The 17,367-nt window shown below is 65.3% G+C and carries 18 protein-coding genes; 9 read left to right on the forward strand and 9 right to left on the reverse strand.

The window, feature by feature from the left end; genetic code table 11:
* Nucleotides 1–14: 14 nt before the first annotated feature.
* The 9 genes from VMD91_16765 to VMD91_16805 all read left to right on the forward strand — a co-directional run bounded on the left by VMD91_16765 (nt 15) and on the right by VMD91_16805 (nt 8,080).
* Nucleotides 15–1,292, forward strand: a complete 1,278-nt coding sequence (locus VMD91_16765; protein ID HTW85724.1) for an ABC transporter substrate-binding protein — start codon at nt 15–17, stop codon at nt 1,290–1,292.
* Nucleotides 1,289–2,011 (forward strand): ABC transporter ATP-binding protein, encoded by a 723-nt coding sequence (locus VMD91_16770; GenBank protein ID HTW85725.1) that lies wholly within the window; start codon nt 1,289–1,291, stop codon nt 2,009–2,011. Before VMD91_16765 ends, VMD91_16770 begins: the two co-directional genes overlap by 4 nt.
* Nucleotides 2,011–2,703 (forward strand): ABC transporter ATP-binding protein, encoded by a 693-nt coding sequence (locus VMD91_16775; GenBank protein ID HTW85726.1) that lies wholly within the window; start codon nt 2,011–2,013, stop codon nt 2,701–2,703. Before VMD91_16770 ends, VMD91_16775 begins: the two co-directional genes overlap by 1 nt.
* A 3-nt stretch (nt 2,704–2,706) precedes the next feature.
* Complete coding sequence (locus VMD91_16780; GenBank protein ID HTW85727.1) at nt 2,707–3,576, forward strand: branched-chain amino acid ABC transporter permease; 870 nt, start codon at nt 2,707–2,709, stop codon at nt 3,574–3,576.
* On the forward strand, nt 3,573–4,619 hold the full coding sequence (locus VMD91_16785) for a branched-chain amino acid ABC transporter permease (protein HTW85728.1): 1,047 nt from the start codon (nt 3,573–3,575) through the stop codon (nt 4,617–4,619). Before VMD91_16780 ends, VMD91_16785 begins: the two co-directional genes overlap by 4 nt.
* Nucleotides 4,616–5,473, forward strand: coding sequence for a dioxygenase (locus VMD91_16790; protein HTW85729.1), 858 nt, complete (start codon nt 4,616–4,618; stop codon nt 5,471–5,473). Before VMD91_16785 ends, VMD91_16790 begins: the two co-directional genes overlap by 4 nt.
* Entirely contained in the window at nt 5,470–5,826 is a 357-nt protein-coding gene (locus tag VMD91_16795; protein HTW85730.1) for a Rieske 2Fe-2S domain-containing protein, read from the forward strand. Before VMD91_16790 ends, VMD91_16795 begins: the two co-directional genes overlap by 4 nt.
* A gap of 14 nt (nt 5,827–5,840) precedes the next feature.
* A complete protein-coding gene (locus tag VMD91_16800) occupies nt 5,841–7,079 on the forward strand; it encodes an MFS transporter (protein HTW85731.1) in 1,239 nt (412 codons plus the stop codon).
* A gap of 176 nt (nt 7,080–7,255) precedes the next feature.
* A complete protein-coding gene (locus tag VMD91_16805) occupies nt 7,256–8,080 on the forward strand; it encodes an alpha/beta hydrolase (protein HTW85732.1) in 825 nt (274 codons plus the stop codon).
* Between the two features lie 290 nt (nt 8,081–8,370).
* Here the strand turns inward: VMD91_16805 and VMD91_16810 are convergent, their stop codons facing one another.
* The 9 genes from VMD91_16810 to VMD91_16850 form a co-directional block, all read right to left on the reverse strand.
* Entirely contained in the window at nt 8,371–10,116 is a 1,746-nt protein-coding gene (locus VMD91_16810; protein HTW85733.1) for an ATP-binding protein, read from the reverse strand.
* On the reverse strand, nt 10,109–11,119 hold the full coding sequence (locus tag VMD91_16815) for an SIR2 family protein (GenBank protein HTW85734.1): 1,011 nt from the start codon (nt 11,117–11,119) through the stop codon (nt 10,109–10,111). Before VMD91_16815 ends, VMD91_16810 begins: the two co-directional genes overlap by 8 nt.
* 498 nt (nt 11,120–11,617) lie before the next feature.
* Nucleotides 11,618–11,848, reverse strand: a complete 231-nt coding sequence (locus tag VMD91_16820) for a type II toxin-antitoxin system HicB family antitoxin (GenBank protein ID HTW85735.1) — start codon at nt 11,846–11,848, stop codon at nt 11,618–11,620.
* Nucleotides 11,849–11,919: 71 nt separating this feature from the next.
* Complete coding sequence (locus VMD91_16825; protein HTW85736.1) at nt 11,920–12,915, reverse strand: branched-chain amino acid ABC transporter permease; 996 nt, start codon at nt 12,913–12,915, stop codon at nt 11,920–11,922.
* Nucleotides 12,916–12,919: 4 nt separating this feature from the next.
* Nucleotides 12,920–13,792 (reverse strand): branched-chain amino acid ABC transporter permease, encoded by an 873-nt coding sequence (locus VMD91_16830; GenBank protein ID HTW85737.1) that lies wholly within the window; start codon nt 13,790–13,792, stop codon nt 12,920–12,922.
* A 10-nt stretch (nt 13,793–13,802) separates the two neighbouring features.
* A complete protein-coding gene (locus VMD91_16835; GenBank protein ID HTW85738.1) occupies nt 13,803–14,507 on the reverse strand; it encodes an ABC transporter ATP-binding protein in 705 nt (234 codons plus the stop codon).
* Nucleotides 14,500–15,207 carry an ABC transporter ATP-binding protein gene (locus tag VMD91_16840; protein HTW85739.1) on the reverse strand — a complete coding sequence of 236 codons (708 nt, stop codon included), beginning with the start codon at nt 15,205–15,207 and terminating at the stop codon, nt 14,500–14,502. The genes VMD91_16835 and VMD91_16840 overlap by 8 nt, the downstream gene beginning before the upstream one ends.
* A gap of 19 nt (nt 15,208–15,226) precedes the next feature.
* Nucleotides 15,227–16,501 (reverse strand): ABC transporter substrate-binding protein, encoded by a 1,275-nt coding sequence (locus tag VMD91_16845; protein ID HTW85740.1) that lies wholly within the window; start codon nt 16,499–16,501, stop codon nt 15,227–15,229.
* 99 nt (nt 16,502–16,600) lie between these two features.
* Nucleotides 16,601–17,332: an SDR family oxidoreductase gene (locus VMD91_16850; protein ID HTW85741.1), complete on the reverse strand. Its 732-nt coding sequence runs from the start codon at nt 17,330–17,332 to the stop codon at nt 16,601–16,603.
* Nucleotides 17,333–17,367: the final 35 nt, after the last annotated feature.

Genomic DNA, 17,367 nt, shown 5'->3' on the forward strand with positions numbered 1-17,367 from the left:
AAGGAGGCACCACGATGGGAAGCTCGTACGACCTGACCCGCCGCCGCATGCTCGGCATCACGGCCGCGGGCGCCGCCGCCGCGACGCTCGGCGTCCGCGCGCCGGCCCGCGCCGCACGCACGATCACGCTCGGCTTCGTTTCACCGCAGACGGGACCGCTCGCCGCGTTCGGCGAGGCCGACAGCTACGTGCTCTCGGCGCTGCGCAAGCGGCTCGCCGACGGCATCACGATCGGCGGCACGAAGTATCCCATCGCGGTCGTCGTCAAGGACAGCCAGTCCTCGCCGAACCGCGCCGGTGAGGTGGCCTCGGAGCTGATCTTACAGAACAAGGTCGATCTGATGCTCGTCTCCTCGACGCCGGAGACGACGAATCCGGTCGCCGACCAGTGCGAGCTCAACGCCGTGCCGTGCATCTCGACGGTGACGCCCTGGCAAGCGTGGTTCTTCCCGCGCCACGGCGATCCGGCCAAGGGCTTCGAGTGGACGTACCACTTCTTCTGGGGACTCGAGGACGTCGAGTCGGTGTTCCTCGGGATGTGGAATCAGGTCAGCACCAACAAGCTCGCCGGCGGTCTGTTCCCCAACGACGGCGACGGCAACGCGTGGGCCGACCCCGTGCACGGCATGCCGCCGGTGCTGGCGAAGGACGGCTACAAGCTGAACGACCCCGGCCACTATCAAGACCTGACCGCCGACTGCTCGGCGCAGATCAGCGCGTTCAAGAAGGGCGATTGCGAGGTGCTCACCGGCGTGCCGCTGCCGCCGGACTTCAAGAACTTCTGGACGCAGGCGCACCAGCAAGGCTATCGCCCCAAGATCGCGTCGATCGGCAAGGCGCTGCTGTTTCCGAGCTCGATCGAGGCGCTCGGTCCGATCGGCAACGGGCTGACCAGCGAAGTCTGGTGGACGCCGGCGCATCCGTTCCACTCCTCGCTGACCGGTCAGAGCGCCGGGCAGTTGGCGGCGGCGTACAGCGCCGCGACCGGCAAGCAGTGGACGCAGCCGCTGGGCTTCTCGCACGCGCTCTTCGAGGTCGCGGTGCACGTGCTCTCGCACGCGTCCGACGTCAACAAGAAGGAAGCGATCCGCGACGCGTTGGCGACGGCCAGCGTGGATACGGTGGTCGGTCCGGTGCGGTGGGGCAAAGGACCGGTCAAGAACGTCGCCAAGACGCTGCTCGTCGGCGGCCAGTGGGAGCACGGGAAGAAATACCCCTACGAGCTGGTCATCGTCGAGAACGCGCTGGCAAAGGAGATTCCGCTGCAAGGGAAGGTCAAGCCGCTCGCATGACGGCGCTCGTCGAGGCGCGCAGTCTCGCCAAACGGTTCGGCGCACTGCGCGTCGTCGACGACGTCTCCCTCACCGTCGCACCCGGCGAGGCGCTCGGGATCATCGGCCCCAACGGCGCCGGGAAGACGACCCTGTTCAACCTGCTCGGTGGCGACTACGCCACCGATGCGGGCACCATTGCGTTCCAGGAACGCGACGTCACGCGGCTGGCGCCGGCGGAACGCGCCCGTTTGGGCATCGGGCGGACCTACCAGATCGCCGACCCGTTCGTCAAGCTGACGGTGTTCGAGAACGCGCTGGTCGCCGGCACGTTCGGCGCGCGGCGCGGCACGCGCGACGCCGAGGCGCTGGCCGTCGAGGCGTTGCGCCGTACGCACCTGCTTGCCAAGGCAAACCGGCCGGCGGGATCGCTGCCGCTGCTCGACCGCAAGCGCCTGGAGGTCGCGCGCGCGCTCGCCACCGACCCGGCACTGCTCTTGCTCGACGAGATCGCCGGTGGACTGACCGAGGCCGAGGCGCACGAGGTGGTCGCGCTGGTGCAGGAGGTCGTCGCCGCCGGCGTCGCGATCGTGTGGATCGAGCACGTCGTGCACGCGCTCTTCGCGGTCGCGACGCGGCTGATCGTCATGGCCGACGGCAAGGTGTTCGCCGAAGGCGAACCGCGCGCCGTGCTCGACCGCCCCAACGTGCGCAGCTTGTACCTGGGGATCGAGGCGTGATGCTCGACGTGCGCGGGCTGTCCGCGTTCTACGGCGACTTCCAAGCGCTCTTCGACGTCGACCTCTCCGTCGACGCGGGGGAGCGGATCGCGCTGGTCGGCGCCAACGGCGCGGGCAAGTCGACGCTGCTGCGCAGCATCGCCGGCACGCTGCGCTCGCGCCCCGACGCGATCGTCTTCGACGGCGCGCCGATCGGCGAGCTGCCGGCATCGAAGGTCGCGCGGCTGGGAATCGCGCTCGTCCCCGAAGGACGGCGGCTGTTCCCCAGCCTCACGGTCGAGGAGAACCTGCGCGCCGGCGGGCTCGGCGATCGCACCGGCGCTTGGAACCTCGAGCGCGTCTACGCGCTCTTTCCGATCCTGCGCGAGAAGCGCAACGCGCCCGCGACCTCGCTCTCGGGCGGCCAGCAGCAGATGTGCGCGATCGGACGGGCGCTGATGGCCAATCCGCGCCTGCTGCTGTGCGACGAGATCTCGCTGGGCTTGGCGCCGGCGGTCGTCAAGCAGGTCTACGCCGCGCTCGACGAGGTGTGCGCGGGCGGTCTGGCGGTGGTGCTGGTCGAGCAGGACGTCGAGTTGGCGCGCTCGCGAACGGAGCGCGTGGTGTGCCTGCTGCACGGACGCGTGACCCTGACCGGGCGCTCGTGCGAGCTGGAGCGCGAGACGATCTCGCGCGCGTACTTCGGAGTCTGAGGCGTGGGCTGGATCGACACGATCATCCAAGGGATCCTGCTCGGCGGCCTGTTCGCGCTCTTCGCGCTCGGCCTGGCCGTGATCTACGGCGTGATGAAGCTGATCAACATCGCGCACGGCGACTTCATCGTGCTGGGCGCGTACGTCGCGCTGGGCATCTCCGGCGCGACCGGCCGCAGCCCGTTCGTCGTGCTGCCCATCGTCGTCGTGATCTTCATGCTGTTCGGCTACGTCTTGCAGCGCACGATCCTCAACTACACGCTCGGGCGCGACATCCTCATCCCGTTGGTGGTCACCTACGGCATCTCGGTCGTGATCCAAAACTTGCTCCTGCAAGTCACCTCGGCCGACTCACGTTCCCTCAAGGTCGGCGGCATCGAAACCGCCAGCATCGCGCTGCCGGGTGGACTCGCGATCGGGTGGCTCCCGCTGCTCACGCTCGCCACGGCGCTGGCGGCGACGATCTTCTTGGAGTGGCTGTTCAACCACACGCGCCTGGGGATCGCGTTCCGTGCCGCCTCGGACGATCGCGAGACGGCCAACCTGATGGGCGTCAACGACTTGCGGCTGTACGCCTACGCGACCGCGATCGCGCTCGGGGTCGTCGCGCTGGCGAGCTTGTTCATGGGGATCAAGTTCGAGTTCACACCGGATCTAGGCTCGAGCTTCCTCCTGTACGCCTTCGAAGCGGTCGTGATCGGCGGTCTGGGGTCGTTCTGGGGGACGTTCTTGGGCGGCATCGTGCTCGGCGTCGCGCAGGCGATCGGCTTTGCGATCAACCCCGGCTGGGGGATCTTGCTGGGCCACTTGGTGTTCCTCGCGGTGTTGGTGCTGCGGCCGAACGGCCTGGTCCCGCGGAGCGCGGCCGCGTGAGCGCGACGCCCGCGACGTCGGCCGGCTTCGCGGTCCGGCGCACGACCGGAACGGCGCGCATCGCCCTGGTCGTCGGGGTGCTGGTCGTCGCCGCGCTGGCGGCGCTGCCGCTGGCCGGCAACGCCGAGGCGATGCGGCTGGTGGTCGAGTTCATCTGCGTGTTGACGATCGCGCAGATGTGGAACTTCTTGGCCGGCTACGGCGGCATCGTCTCGATCGGACAACAGGCGTTCATCGGGCTGGGCGGGTATGCGCTGGTCGCGTTCGTCAACCACCTCGGCGTCAACCCGTTCTTGGCCGTGCCGCTGGCGGGTATCGTCGCCGCACTGCTCGCGATCCCGACCTCGTACGTGGTCTTTCGCTTGAAAGGCGCGTACTTCGCGATCGGAACCTGGGCGGTGGCCGAGAGCTACCGACTGATCTTGGCCAACGTGCAGCTGTTCGGCGGCGGTTCCGGCGAGAGCCTGACCGCGCTGGTCGCGATCCCGCTGGCCGTCCGCGAAATCGTCACCTACGAGATGGCCGTGGTGCTCGGCGTCGCCGCCGTCGGCGGCGTCTATTGGCTGGTGCGTTCGCGACTGGGTCTGGCGCTGACGGCGATACGCGACAGCGAACGCGCCGCGGCCAGCGCCGGCGTCGACGTGCGGCGCACGACCCTGACGATCTACGCGATCGCCGCGCTCGGCGCCGGGCTGGCCGGCGCGTTGTACTTCCTCGAACAGTTGCGCATCACGCCCGACGCCGCGTTCGGCATGAGCTGGATCCCGCTGATGTTCTTCGCCGTCGTGATCGGCGGGCTGGGCACGATCGAGGGGCCGATCGTCGGGACGCTGCTCTACTTCGTCTTGCGCCAGGAATTCAGCGACTCGGGGGCCTGGTATCTGGTGGGCCTGGGGGTGCTCTCGATCCTGGTCATGCTGCTCGCGCCCGAGGGTCTGTGGGGGTTGGTCGCGCGGCGGTGGAACTTGCACTTGTTCCCGGTCCGCCGGCGGCTCGACGTCGCCGGCGAGACAGGGACCGCCAATGGAGAGCTGCACGCATGACGACCGACACGCCGGTGCTCCCGGTTACCGAATCCGCCCTGGCCCGTGCCGGGATGACGCCTGATCCGCGCTTGCGCGAGATCATGACCTCGCTGATCGGGCACCTCCACGCCTTCGTGACGGAAGTGAAGCTGACGCCCGACGAGTGGACGGCGGCGATCTCGTTCCTCACCCGCACCGGGCACGCGTGCACCGACCTGCGCCAAGAGTTCATCCTGCTCTCCGACACGCTGGGCGTCTCGGTGCTCGTCGACGAGATGGCCAATCCCAAACCCCCGCCGGCGACGCCCAGCTCGGTGCTCGGCCCGTTCTACACCCACGATGCGCCCGAGATCGCGCACGGCGACACGATCGCGCGCAGCGGTAAAGGCGAGCTGACGTACGTGCGCGGGACCGTGCGCGACATGCAAGGCAAGCCGATCCCGGGCGCGCTGGTCGAAGCGTGGGAGACCGACGGCGAGGGCACCTACGACACGCAATACGCGGTCCGCGAAGCGCCCGACTATCGCGGTTACCTGCATACCGGACCCGACGGCAGGTACGCGTTCTACGCGGTCAAGCCGGTCAGCTATTCCGTTCCGACCGATGGCCCCGTCGGCGAGATGCTGCGCGCCGCCGGCCGGCTCTCGATGCGGCCCGCACATCTCCATCTCAAGGTTTCCGCCGCCGGATACGAACCGCTGACGACCTCGGCGTACACGGCGGGCGATCCCTACATCGACGCCGATGCGGTCTACGGCGTCAAGCCGGAGCTGATCAGGACCTACGAGCCCTACAAGCCCGAAGCACACGGCGCGCTCGATCCCGCGCCGCAGTGGGTGCTCGACTTCGACATCGTGCTGCCGGCGGCGTGAGCGACTGGCGGAGCCTGCGCTTCGCCCCCGCGCCGGGTACGCGGCTGTGTGCGCTCGACGAGATCACGCCGACCGGTCTGGAGGTCGTCTTCGGTGAAGGCAAGGACGCATTTCGCGTCGCCGTCTTCAACACGCCGGCCGGCGTGCGCGCGTACCTGAACCGCTGTCCACACTTCGGCATCCCGCTCAACGTCAAGCCGACCTTCACGCTGCACCGTGACCAGGTGCTCTGCGTGAGTCACTTCGCGCTGTTCCGTCTCGTCGACGGATTTTGTGTGGAAGGCCCTTGCATGGGTGCCGGCCTGGAGCCGATTCCACTGCGAGTCGCCGGGGACGGATTGGTGATCGCGTAGGCGAACAGCGCTCGATGGCCACTCCCGAGGGGAAGGTGGGGGCGAGCGCGCCGGCGGTCAGCGGCAGTGCCTGGGCGGTGCTCCGCGAGCGGCCGTTTCGGGCGCTCTGGCTGGCGGACTTCATCAACAATCTCGGGTTCTTCGCGCAGGCGGTCGGCGCCGGTTGGTTGATGACGTCCCTGACGTCGGATGCGCACGTGATCGCGCTCGTGCAGACGGCGACCTCGCTGCCGCTGTTCGTCTTGGCGATCCCCGCCGGCATCTTGGCGGATCTCGTGGACCGGCGACGGCTGATCCGCGATGCGAACATCTTGCTCACGCTGGTCGCCGCCGCGCTCGCGGCGCTGACGTTCGCGGGGCACGCGTCGGTGTTCGCGCTGCTGGCCTTCACCTTCGTGCTGGGGGCGATCGACGCGCTGCAAGAGCCGGCGTGGGGCGCGCTCATTCCGGAGGTCGTCTCGGCGCGCGCGCTGCCGTCGGCGATCGCGCTCAACGGAATCGGCTTCAACCTGACCCGCGTGCTAGGGCCGCCGATCGCCGGTTTCCTGGTCGCCGTTACCGGGCCGGCCGCCGCGTTCGCGATCAACGCCGCCTCGTTCGTGCCGACCATCGCGGTGATGCGGCCGCGTGCCGGATGGCGGTGGCCGACCCGTACGGCGTTCGCCGACGGGTTCGCCAAGACGTGGTCGGTCGCGCGAACGTCGGTGGGCGTGCGGCGCGTCCTGGCCCGCAACGCGGCGTTCTCGACGTGCTCGAGCGTCTTGTTCGCGCTCATGCCGTTGCTCGTGCGCGAGCACTTCCACGGTTCGGCGGTGCAGCTCGGCGTACTGCTCGGCGCGCTCGGCGCGGGCAGCGTCACGATCGCACAATTCTTCGGCGAGGTCCGCACGCGTCTGGGGATCGAAGGGGCGGTCTTCATCGGGACGGTGACCCTGGGCGCGTGCGTGATCGTCGCCGGCTGCACGCCGTGGTTTCCGCTCGCCGTCGTCGCGCTGTTCGTCGCCGGTTTCGGCTGGCTCACGGTGCTCTCGACGCTCAACACCTCGATCCAGTTCGCCGTCGACCCGCAGCATCGCGCGGCCGGGTTCGCACTGTACCTGGTGACGTCGCAGGGCATCAACGCGGTCGGTGCGGCGTTGTGGGGCATCGTCGCGTCGGCGGGCGGCGTCGGCACGGCGTTCGTCGCGGCCGGTGCGCTGTTCATCATCCTGGGCGCGGCGACGCGTCGCATCCCGCTCCCTTGGTCGCAGTGAGTGCAGTCGGCGCAAACGCGTTTCACGCTTGCCCGTTGGCTATGACGTGGACGACGCGCACACCAGAGTCAGCTCCTTGTTGAGCGCGTTCGCGATGTGGTACCGTAGGCGCCCCACTATCTCGTTTGGTGCCGACGCGCATCGTGAAAGGCGTATTGTCGATGAGTACCATCACCGTGAAAGATGGCACAGAGATCTACTATAAGGACTGGGGTACCGGTCAGCCGATCGTGTTCAGCCACGGTTGGCCGCTCAACGCCGACGCCTGGGAAGACCAAATGTTCTTCCTCGCGCATAACGGATATCGGTGCGTCGCGCACGACCGGCGCGGTCATGGCCGCTCGAGTCAGCCGCTCACCGGGAACGACATGGACACCTACGCCGACGATCTCGCCGAGCTCGTCGCGCACCTCGACTTGCGAGACGCCATCCACGTCGGGCACTCGACCGGCGGTGGCGAAGTCGCGCGCTACATCGCGCGCCACGGGCTTTCACGAGTCGCCAAGGCGGTGCTGATCTCCTCGGTGCCCCCGATCTTGCTCAAATCGGCAAGCAACCCCGACGGCGTACCGATCGAGGTCTTCGACGGGATGCGCAAGAGCGTCCACGACGACCGCGCCCAGTTCTTCACGGACCTGAGCCTTCCGTTCTACGGCTTCAACCGACCGGGCGCAAAGGTCTCCCAGGGTCTGCGCGACTCGTTCTTCCTCGCGGGGATGCTGGCCGGGATGCCGGGGGCCTACGACTGCATCAAGGCCTTCTCGGAGACCGACCAGACCGAAGACCTCAAGATGATGACGATCCCGACCCTCGTCATCCAAGGCGACGACGATCAGATCGTCCCCATCGCGCTGGCCTCCGAGCGTCAAGCAAAGCTCATCCCCAACGCCGAGCTGCACCTCTACAAGGGCGCGCCCCACGGCCTCCCTTCGACGCACAAAGACAAGCTGAACGAAGACCTCTTGGCGTTCGTCAGCGGCAAAGTTCCCGCCGCCGTCTAACCGCGCACGTTCACACCCGCCGCGTCAACGCTGACGCGGCGGGTACTCGTAAAGCCGCAGCAATCTCCTTGAAGCCTACGCAATCCGTGTCGCAGGCTTCGACTTCAGCACTTCGTTCAAGAACTTTCCCTTCGAGGTGCTTGGGCTCTTGAAGTCTTCCCATTCAGCAGGAGAACAAGCCGCGTAGGCCCATTCAGCTCCTGAATGGAATCGGACGTAAATGGTTTCTGCGTTCTCATCATACGCAAACGAGACGAGCGCAGAGGATTCGGCGTCGATCCAATCTGGTGTCACTGGGCTCTCTTTTCTGGCGCGCCGCGCCACTCCGCGATGGCATCGGCAAGCGCTAGTGCCTTCGTGCCCGATCTCCAAGGAGAGAGCGGAGGGTCTTCAGCTTGCGGCCGTGGGTTCGGAGCGTCGATCAGGCTCCTAGCTGGTATCGTTGTCGCTTCGCCGGAAACGATTGCTTCGCCAGTGCGAAGCGATGGCAGCGCATCAGCTAGACCTTGAAGAGAGTCCGGCAGAGCTTTCTTAACGCAACTCTGATCTGCGCCGTTGGTGAGCCTCAGTGCGACAACCGTTCCGACTTGTGACAGCGCGGTTTCTGGGAGCTCAGAAGGTCGTTGAGAGATGAGCATGATTCCAAGGCCATACTTGCGCCCTTCCCTTGCTATTCTGTTAACAGATGTCTTGGCGTTCTGTGTATCTTTAGAATCGCCCAAATATCGATGTGCTTCCTCGAGTACGACCAACACTGGGCTACCCTTGCCTATACCCTTAGAGCTGTGCGTCGCGAGTTGAAATAGTGTATCAAGAATGATCCCAACTGATAGGTCTGTCGCTTCAGAAGTTGCACCGCTGAGGTCTAACACGGAGATGGGCGCGCTATTCCCCAGCCATTGCGTGATGTATTGAGGAAGGGGGTCTTCAATCGCGACTAGGTCGTCTCGGGACAGGAAGAACTGCAGCCGTTCATCGCTTAACTTAAGACGCATTCGATCGGGAAAAACCGAGTAGCGACCGTATGACGTACCTTGATAAGGCGCGCTATTCTTAGCCGTCGGAACAGCAAATTGTGGGGGCTTAAGTGTTTCCGCATCTCCTGGGTCGAGAAGCATCACGTCGCCAAGATCTTTGCCGTCTTTATAGGTTGCGGAGTTTTCGTACGCCAGTCGATACCATACGTTGTGTAGATCGAACGGAACTGGAGTGTCCGCAGCAATAAGTGGTTCGGGTATACTAAGCCATCGCGACGTAGCCGCGAAGGCTCGTCGCTCTTCGCTTACTAGTTCGCTGAAGCGAGTAAGGAGCGTAGCTCCCTCGCTGCCGGTCAGAATGCGCAGTAAGTCCGACGCCGGAACAGCCCAGTATGGAACTTTGAGTCGATTCTCCCGGGAGCCCATTACGCTCGCAACAGCTCCTATCGAGCCTAAAGCGCGCCCGTACTCGCCGTGAGGATCGATCACGACGATGTTGCTTGCCGTGAAGCCACCATGAACAAAATTCTGCAAGAGGGTTGAGACTGCGCTTGTCTTACCGGAGCCGGTCGACCCAACGACTGCTGAGTGGCGAAGGACCAAGAGTGACGCGTTAAGCGCGACAGGGATTTCGCGGAAAGCGGAGAGACCGCCCAGTCTAACGTGCTTATCGTCCCCTAGAGGGAAGACACGAGCCAAATCGCTTCGAGTGGCGAAATGGACTTCATCGTCAAGTCCTGGAAAGCTCGAAACACCTCGCGAAAACTGGCCGAGAGCATCGAGTTCTCCCAGCAATTGCACCTGGAGCCACCGGTCACCGACGGTAGGCGCGCTCCCAGGCGCCGGCGCACCGCTGAGTTCCGATATTCCTATCATCACGACGGAGGCCAAGAGGGTAATTGGGCCTTGCGGAATCCTAACTAGCGATCCGATCTGCCCTATCGGCTGAAGGTGGCCTTCCCAAATAGGTGACGTGCCGGCCAAGTCGGTCACTAACTCAACAGTGACGAGGCTCCCGAGGACGTGACGGACAACGCCGATTCTCGTGGGCTCACGCATTGGCTGACGTCGGTGCTAAGCGACTACCGGTAAGGAACAGGGCCAAGCGACGGAAGTCCCCAAGCAAAAACCGCCCGCCTTCAAAAATCCCTGCTGCAACGTTGTCAGCAGCCCAATTTGCGCGAATGCCACCAATTATCGCTTCATTGGGACTTAAAACCAAGATGTTGCGATATATTTCGGCGCGCGAAGCAAGGTCAACCGGAATTTCGTGGAAACACGCCGCAATGATTTCGGACCGTGGGAATCGTTTCGCTGCATCATAGATCACGTCGTTCAGGTGCTGATCCCCGAACGAGTATCCGCAAATCAACGTGCAGCTTTCTGGCAGGGCGAGCCCGTGTCGAAACCGATCCATTAGTACCACGAAAGGAACGCGACGGCTATCGTCATATTTTTCGTCAGAGGGATATATTGCTGCTGCTGCACCGGTTTGAACTGGCGCGCCTAATCTGAAGACGCTTCGGCGCTCATTGTGGCTTTCTAGCTGCCAGTTGATTGAACCGTGAAGCTTCCACAGACGAGTGAAGCCTGCCGGGGGTATTGACTCCGGATCGATGTCGGGAACATCAACAAGGTCTTCTCGGAATCGAGCCTTTAGTGTGCCAACAAATCCGTCAAAGTACGAAACGCCCTCTTCTTCGAGCCCGCGTTCGATGAGCGTGTCATAATTCGTGGTAAACACTTCAATGGGTAGCTTATAACGCGCACCCGCTGCCCAAATGGCCAGGCTCCGAAACGCGTCAATTGAACCTGGGGGTTCCGCTACTGATGCGACAATTGACGCGCATAGGGCCACATCTAGGCCGCGAGCTTCTTGGGACGTAAATTGGGACACCCGCTCGGCGCCTTCTGCAATCGCAGCGATCCGCCGTAGTTTGGTCAGCACTTGTTCGATGTTTAAGCTGTGGTCTAAACGTTCGGCAAAAGCCCTGTACTGCGGCGTTAGAAGGCCAATGGCGGCGGCTTTAATTCCGGTAAGGCCCGGGAGCCCAGCCGTCATCCCGGCTCCTGCTCCGAGTAGGAGCGAAACGTGCCTCGACCGGGCCGCAAGCTTAGCATTTAGCTCGCTGGCAGTGGAAATAGGGTCATGCATGTAGACGACTCCAGCCCCGAACCCACCTCGGGTGTCGTGCGTCGTTTAAACGGTGTTTTTACTTAGATGTCCCTGGCTTCATGCCTCTGCCAAGATAATGTACTAATCCGTCTTTCCATTGTGCCAAACTGGGCCACTGATGCCCGGGCGAAGATTCGTGCCCTAGCGGAGCAAAGCTCGCAACGTCCGCTCGTCGATGCCGGCACGAGCGAGGATGGCTCGTAGGGTTCCGACCGCAAGGTCACGTCCTGAGTGGACCGGAACGCTTGCGAACCGACCATCAGGGTGTTCGAGAATGACGTGCGAGCCAGTCTGCCGATCGACGCAGAAGCCAGCTCGTTCCAGCGCTCGGACGAGTTCCTTTCCGCGCACTGACGGCAGCTTGGAACTCACCGTGGGGGTCGCTCAGGCCGCGATCGTGATGACCTCGAGCCGCGCGCCTTCAGCGTCGGATATGGGGACGTCGAGTCCCTTCGAGCGACGATACTCGACCGAGAGCGCGATGGCGTCGGCCGCCATTCGCAGCGCCTCTTCGCGGTTCGCGCCGAACGTCGCAATTTCGGGAAACGCGGGCACGATGACCCGCACGGTGTCCTCGTCGGGCTCGAGCACGACGGCGTAACGAAGCTCGGCCATGACGACCTGCTTCGACTCATGCATCATTCACTCCGCCGACCATCTGCGCGCCTTCGGCCTGGCGGCAAGGGCTAACGCGGCGGGCGGTGCGAGACGGGGATCAGGTCGTCGGGGATGACGCGGCGGAGGAGGCCCCACAGGCCGCGCGGTTCGATCAGGATGACGGCGATCGAGACGATGCCGAGCACGATGAAGTGCCAGACGCCCCAGCTCTGCAAGTACTCGCGGATCACGTAGAAGACCAGCGTCCCGATGATCGGGCCCTCGAAGCTGCCGACGCCGCCGATGACGACGATGAAGATGACGTAGACGGTCCAGTCGGTGATGCTGAACGAGGCGGCAGGCGCGATGCGCAGGCTCTGCAGCGTGATCAGCGCACCGGCCAGGCCGAGGAACGGCGCGGTCCACAAGAAGCTGATGATGCGGGCGCGCAGCACGTCGACGCCGGCGGTCGAGGCGCCCTCTTCGTCGTCGCGCATGGCGGTCAGGCCGATGCCGACGCGCGAGCGCATCAGCAGCCAGGTCGCGACGAAGGCCAGCGCCGCCAGCGCGAGCGAGAGCCAGTAGGTCGTCGTCGCGCGCGCGGTCGGCGAGTCGCCGAACGCCTCGGCGACCGAAACCGGCAGACTCGAGCCCAGCCCGGCACCGAAGGCCTCGAGCTTGCCGGCCGCGAGCATCAGCACTTCCGCCAACACCCAGGTGCCGACCGACAGGTATGCCGCCCGCAGGCGGAACACGATCGCCATGCTCGGCACGGCGACGACCAGCGCGATCGCACCGGCCAGCGGGATCGCCAGATACGGGTTGACGTTCTGCAGCACGGCGAAGCCGTAGAACGCGTAGGCGCCGATCCCGACGAACGCCTGTTGACCGATGCTCACGATGTCGGCGTAACCGGCGAGCAGATTCCACATCACGGCCAGCACGAACATCGTCAAGAGGCCGCCGACGATCTGCATCCCGTTGGCGTCGGTGATCCACGGGGTCGCGAGCAGCACGATCGCGCCGAGGATCAGGATCGCGCGTCCGATCAGGACGCTGCGCGGAGTCGAGCCCAGCGATCGCACCGCCTCAGTACCTCGGGAAGAGGCCTTGCGGCCGGATCAGGAAGATGGCGAGAAACACCAGATGGCCGGCGAGCTGCTGCCACTCCGAGCCCAGCAGCTGCGCGCCGAGCAGCTGTGCGACGCCGATGATGATGCCGCCGATCAGCGTTCCCCACAGGCTGCCCAGGCCGCCGAGGACGACCGCTTCGAACGCGGTCAACAAGCGGTCGGGGCCGCTGGTCGGATCGAAGTTGGCGAACACCGACATGAAGGCGGCCGAGATACAGACCGTGACGCCGACCACCCCCATCGCGATCGCGTAGATGCGCGGCGAGGAGAGCCCGACCAGGTTGGCGGTGTCGACGTCGTCGGAGACGGCGCGAATGTGCGCGCCGACGCGCGTCGTGTAGAGCAGCCGGTCGAGCGCGAAGATCAGCAGCACCGCGGCCGCGAAGATCGTCAGCGGCAGGTAGCCCACCCCGATTCCGTTCGTCAGCGGAATGGACGCCGATTCGAAGCCGCTCCCCGAGAGCCGGCGCGTGTCGGCGCCGAAGGTGCCCTGCAAGAAGTTCTGCACGATGATCGAGATGCCGAACGTCACCAGGACGATCTGCAGGATGCCCTTGCCCAGCACCCGCTGCAAGAGGAACCGCTGCAAGACATAGCCGCCCGCGAACGAGATCGGCAGCGAGATCGCGACCGCCAAGAGCAGCGGGACGTGGAAGTACGCCGTCAGCGTGAAGAGCAGGAACGAGACGAGCACGATGAGATCGCCGTGCGCGATGTTGACGAAGCGCATGACGCCGACCGAGATCGAGAGCCCCGAGGCGAACAGCGCGTAGAGCCCGCCCAGCAGGACGCCTTGCAAGATCTGGTTGGCGATGGCGAGCGGGTTCATCGGTGGCGTCTCATAGTCCGAAGTAGTGGCGCATCACGGTCTCGCGGCTGACCTCCGCCGGCCGGCCGGTCAGCGTGACCTTGCCTTCCAGCAGACAGTAGAAACGATCGGCGACGGCCAGCGAACGGGTGATGTCCTGCTCGACGACGAGCACGCCGATGCCGCGCCGGGCCAGCGCCGGAATGATCTCGTAGAGCGAGTTGACGATCACCGGCGCCAACCCCAGGCTGATCTCGTCGCACAGCAGCAGGCGCGGGTTGGTGAGCAGTGCGCGCCCGAGCGCGACCATCTGCTGCTGGCCGCCGGAGAGCTCGCGCGCCAACTGGCGGCGCTTGTCGGCGAGGGCGGGAAAGTACTCGTAGATCGTTGCGAGCGTGATCTCGCCGGGGCGTCCGACGCTGCTGCCGATCTGCAAATTCTCTTCGACCGTCAGCGAGGGGAAGAGCCGCCGGCCTTCGGGGACCAGCGCGATCCCAGCCTTGACGATCTGCGCCGTCGTCTTGCCGGCCAGATCGCTGCCCTCGAAGCAGATCGAGCCCGACGCCAGCCGCGCGTTGCCGACGATCGCCTTGAGCAGCGAGGACTTGCCGGCGCCGTTGGCGCCGATGACCGACACGATCTCGCCCGCGTCGACCGCGAGATCGATGTCGTGCGTGGCGCGGAACTGATCGTAGACGACCGTCAACGCGTCGACGGTGAGCAGCGCCTCAGGCACCGAGGTACACTTCCTGGACGCGCTGGTCGGCCAGCACCTGTTCCGGCGTGCCGCTGACCAGGATACGACCACCGTACAGGACGTCGATGCGCGTCGCCAACCGCCGCAGCGCCAGCACGACGTGCTCGATCCACACAATCGTCGTCCCGGCCGCGTGCTCCCCCCCGACGATCGCGAGCAGCTCCTCGCACTCCGCCTCGGAAAGGCCGCCGGCGATCTCGTCGAGCAGCAGCAGCTTGGGCGCTTGCGCCAACGCCTTGGCCAGCTCGAGCCGCTTGAGGTCGAGCAGCGTGAGTTGTCCGGCTTGCACCGTGCTGCGATGCGCGAGACCGGTGCGTTCGAGCACCTCGGCGGCGCGCGGCGTCGCCTTCGCGACCGACAGCTTCCCGCCGTGCACGGCGGCGGCGAGCACGTTTTCGAACACGCTCATGTGCATGAACGGTTTGGGAATCTGGAAGGTGCGCCCGATGCCCATGCGCGCGCGGTCCCACACGCGCATCCGCGTGATGTCGCGGCCTTCGTAGACGACGTGACCGGCATTGGGCGCGAGGTTGCCGCCGATCAGGTTGAAGAGGGTGCTTTTGCCTGCCCCGTTGGGGCCCAGGATACCGACGATCTCGCCCTGCTGTACGCGCAGCGCGAGATCGTCGATCACCGTGAGGCCCCCGAAGCGGCGGGAGAGTCCCGTCAGTTCGAGCATGGGGCGAGGTTGGACATCCTCAGGTGTAGTGGATCAACTCCGGCTTGTGGTTCGTCGGCACTTGCGGCGTGGTCGAGTTGTCGACGATGAACAGCTCGTAGGGATACTTCGAACCCTTGAACCACTGGCTCACGACCAGCGGCGTCTCGGCGCAGTTCGGGAACGGCCCCTTGTTGAAGTCGATGGGGCCGACGATCGACTCGTAGTGCGTCGACTTCGCCGCGTCGCGAATCGAAGCGGCCTTGTCGATGTCGTGCGTGCGCTTGAGCACATCGAAGACGACTTCCCACAGCGCGTGACGGAACCCCAGCGCCATCGAGTACTGCCGCTTCTCGGCGCTCTCCCAATCGTCGGCCAGTTGGCGCGAGGTCATCGGGAACAAGTGCGAGCTGAACGGGTGGAACTTCGACCACCACGTCTCGGCCGTCAGACCCACGCACCGGTCGTGCAGGACGTACATCGCTTCGGGGAATTCGCACGCCTTCCCGACGTAGACCGACTTGGGCTTGTACCCCTGCTGCGCGGCGCCGTTCCAGAAGGCGGTGAAGTCCGGCGGCGGCAGCACGCCCTGGATGATCTCGGCGTGACCGCTCTGGAAGGCCGCGATCTGGGCGTTGTAGCTCGAGGCCGGCATGTCGAAGCGACCGGGGTCGACGACCTTGTAACCCGACTTGGTGAACTCCTCGGCGAAGACTTTCGACTGCGCGATGCCGTCACCGTCGTTGCCCCACAGGCCGCCCAAGACTTTGTTCGTCGGCAGCTTGTTCCAGTACGCCAGCATCGCTTTCGAGAGCGTTCCGGCGCTGAAGAAGAAGTGGTAGGTCCACTCGAAGCCCTTCTTGGGATCGCCCTTGCGACCGAAGAAATAGGGCTCGAGCGGCGCGTCGTTCGAGATGCACGGCACGCCGTTGAGCTCGCACTGATCGGAGACCGGGTTGACGGTTTCCGGCGTTGCGTAGACGGCCATGATGTCGATCTTGTCTTGCAGGATCAGCTCGCGCGCGACGTCGGAGGCGCGGTTCGGGCTCGACTGGCTGTCCCGGATGATGATCTCGTAGGGGTACTTGGTCCCGCCGATGTTGATCGTGGTGCCGAACCGCGACTTGATCTGCGAGAGCACGAAGGGCATGTGCTCGGTGAAGAACGCGAGCGGGCCGGTGACGGGCTGGACGAGTCCGATCTTGATCGTGCGCGGGGCGGCGGCGAAGGCCACCTGCGGCAGTGCTGCGGCGGCCGCCCCGGCGGCGGCCGCCCCTTTGAGGAAATCAGCGCGATCGATACGGCGGTTGGTCATCGAGGCGACCTCCTGAAGAACGCGAGATGATTGCTCCGTATACGGAATACCTGTATCCCGAATCCGGGTTTGGCAGAATGTTCCACCGCCCCTTCCGGCTCACGCGCTCATCCCGCCGTCGACCATCAGCAGGCTACCGGTGGTGAAGCTGCTCTGCTCCGAGGCCAGGTACAGGGCCGAGCGCGCGATCTCGACCGGGCGGGCGTGGCGTCCCAGCGGGATGATCTCGTCGAAGAACTCGGTCGCGTTGCGGCCCAGGATCGGCGTCAGGCTGGACTCGACGCCACGCTGGAAGCTGTTCTCGACCGGGCCAGGGTGTAGGGTGTTGACCCGGATCCCACGCGGGGCCATCTCCTTGGCCAGGCACCGCATCAGCCCGACCTGGGCGTGCTTGGCGGTGATGTAGCCGTAGACGCCGGCGTCGCCGCGCACGCCCGCGACGCTCGAGGTGATGATCATGCTCCCGCCGTCGCGCATCCGCGGCAGGCCGTACTTCGCGCACAGGAACGCGCCGCGCACGTGCACCGCCAGCGTGTCGTCGAACGCCTCGAGCGGGTACTCGGCGATCGGCGCCATCACGCCCATCGTGCCGGCGTTGCTGAACAGCACGTCGATCGGTCCATAGGTGCGCACCGTCGATTCCATCACCCGCTCGACGTCGCGCGGCTTGCTCACGTCGGCGACTTCCCACGCCGCGAACGCCTCGCCCAACTCGCCGACGACCTCGCGCAAGCGCGCTTCGGCGACGTCGACCAGCATCACGCGTGCGCCTTCGTCGACGAACAGTCGCGCGCTGGCCGCGCCGATGCTCCCGGCGCCGCCGGTGATCACGCAAACCTTTCCCTCGAGTAACCTCATCACGGTCC

Origin of the sequence: Candidatus Sulfotelmatobacter sp. (genome assembly GCA_035504415.1) — a bacterium.
In the GTDB taxonomy this organism is placed as follows: domain Bacteria; phylum Vulcanimicrobiota; class Vulcanimicrobiia; order Vulcanimicrobiales; family Vulcanimicrobiaceae; genus Vulcanimicrobium.

Coding starts and splice junctions, on each gene's coding strand:
- VMD91_16765 (HTW85724.1), top strand. CDS start 15: ATGGGAAGCTCGTACGACCTGACCCGCCGCCGCATGCTCGGCATCACG.
- VMD91_16770 (HTW85725.1), top strand. CDS start 1,289: ATGACGGCGCTCGTCGAGGCGCGCAGTCTCGCCAAACGGTTCGGCGCA.
- VMD91_16775 (HTW85726.1), top strand. CDS start 2,011: ATGCTCGACGTGCGCGGGCTGTCCGCGTTCTACGGCGACTTCCAAGCG.
- VMD91_16790 (HTW85729.1), top strand. CDS start 4,616: ATGACGACCGACACGCCGGTGCTCCCGGTTACCGAATCCGCCCTGGCC.
- VMD91_16800 (HTW85731.1), top strand. CDS start 5,841: ATGGCCACTCCCGAGGGGAAGGTGGGGGCGAGCGCGCCGGCGGTCAGC.
- VMD91_16810 (HTW85733.1), bottom strand. CDS start 10,116: ATGCGTGAGCCCACGAGAATCGGCGTTGTCCGTCACGTCCTCGGGAGC.
- VMD91_16815 (HTW85734.1), bottom strand. CDS start 11,119: ATGACGGCTGGGCTCCCGGGCCTTACCGGAATTAAAGCCGCCGCCATT.
- VMD91_16820 (HTW85735.1), bottom strand. CDS start 11,848: ATGGCCGAGCTTCGTTACGCCGTCGTGCTCGAGCCCGACGAGGACACC.
- VMD91_16830 (HTW85737.1), bottom strand. CDS start 13,792: ATGAACCCGCTCGCCATCGCCAACCAGATCTTGCAAGGCGTCCTGCTG.
- VMD91_16840 (HTW85739.1), bottom strand. CDS start 15,207: ATGCTCGAACTGACGGGACTCTCCCGCCGCTTCGGGGGCCTCACGGTG.
- VMD91_16845 (HTW85740.1), bottom strand. CDS start 16,501: ATGACCAACCGCCGTATCGATCGCGCTGATTTCCTCAAAGGGGCGGCC.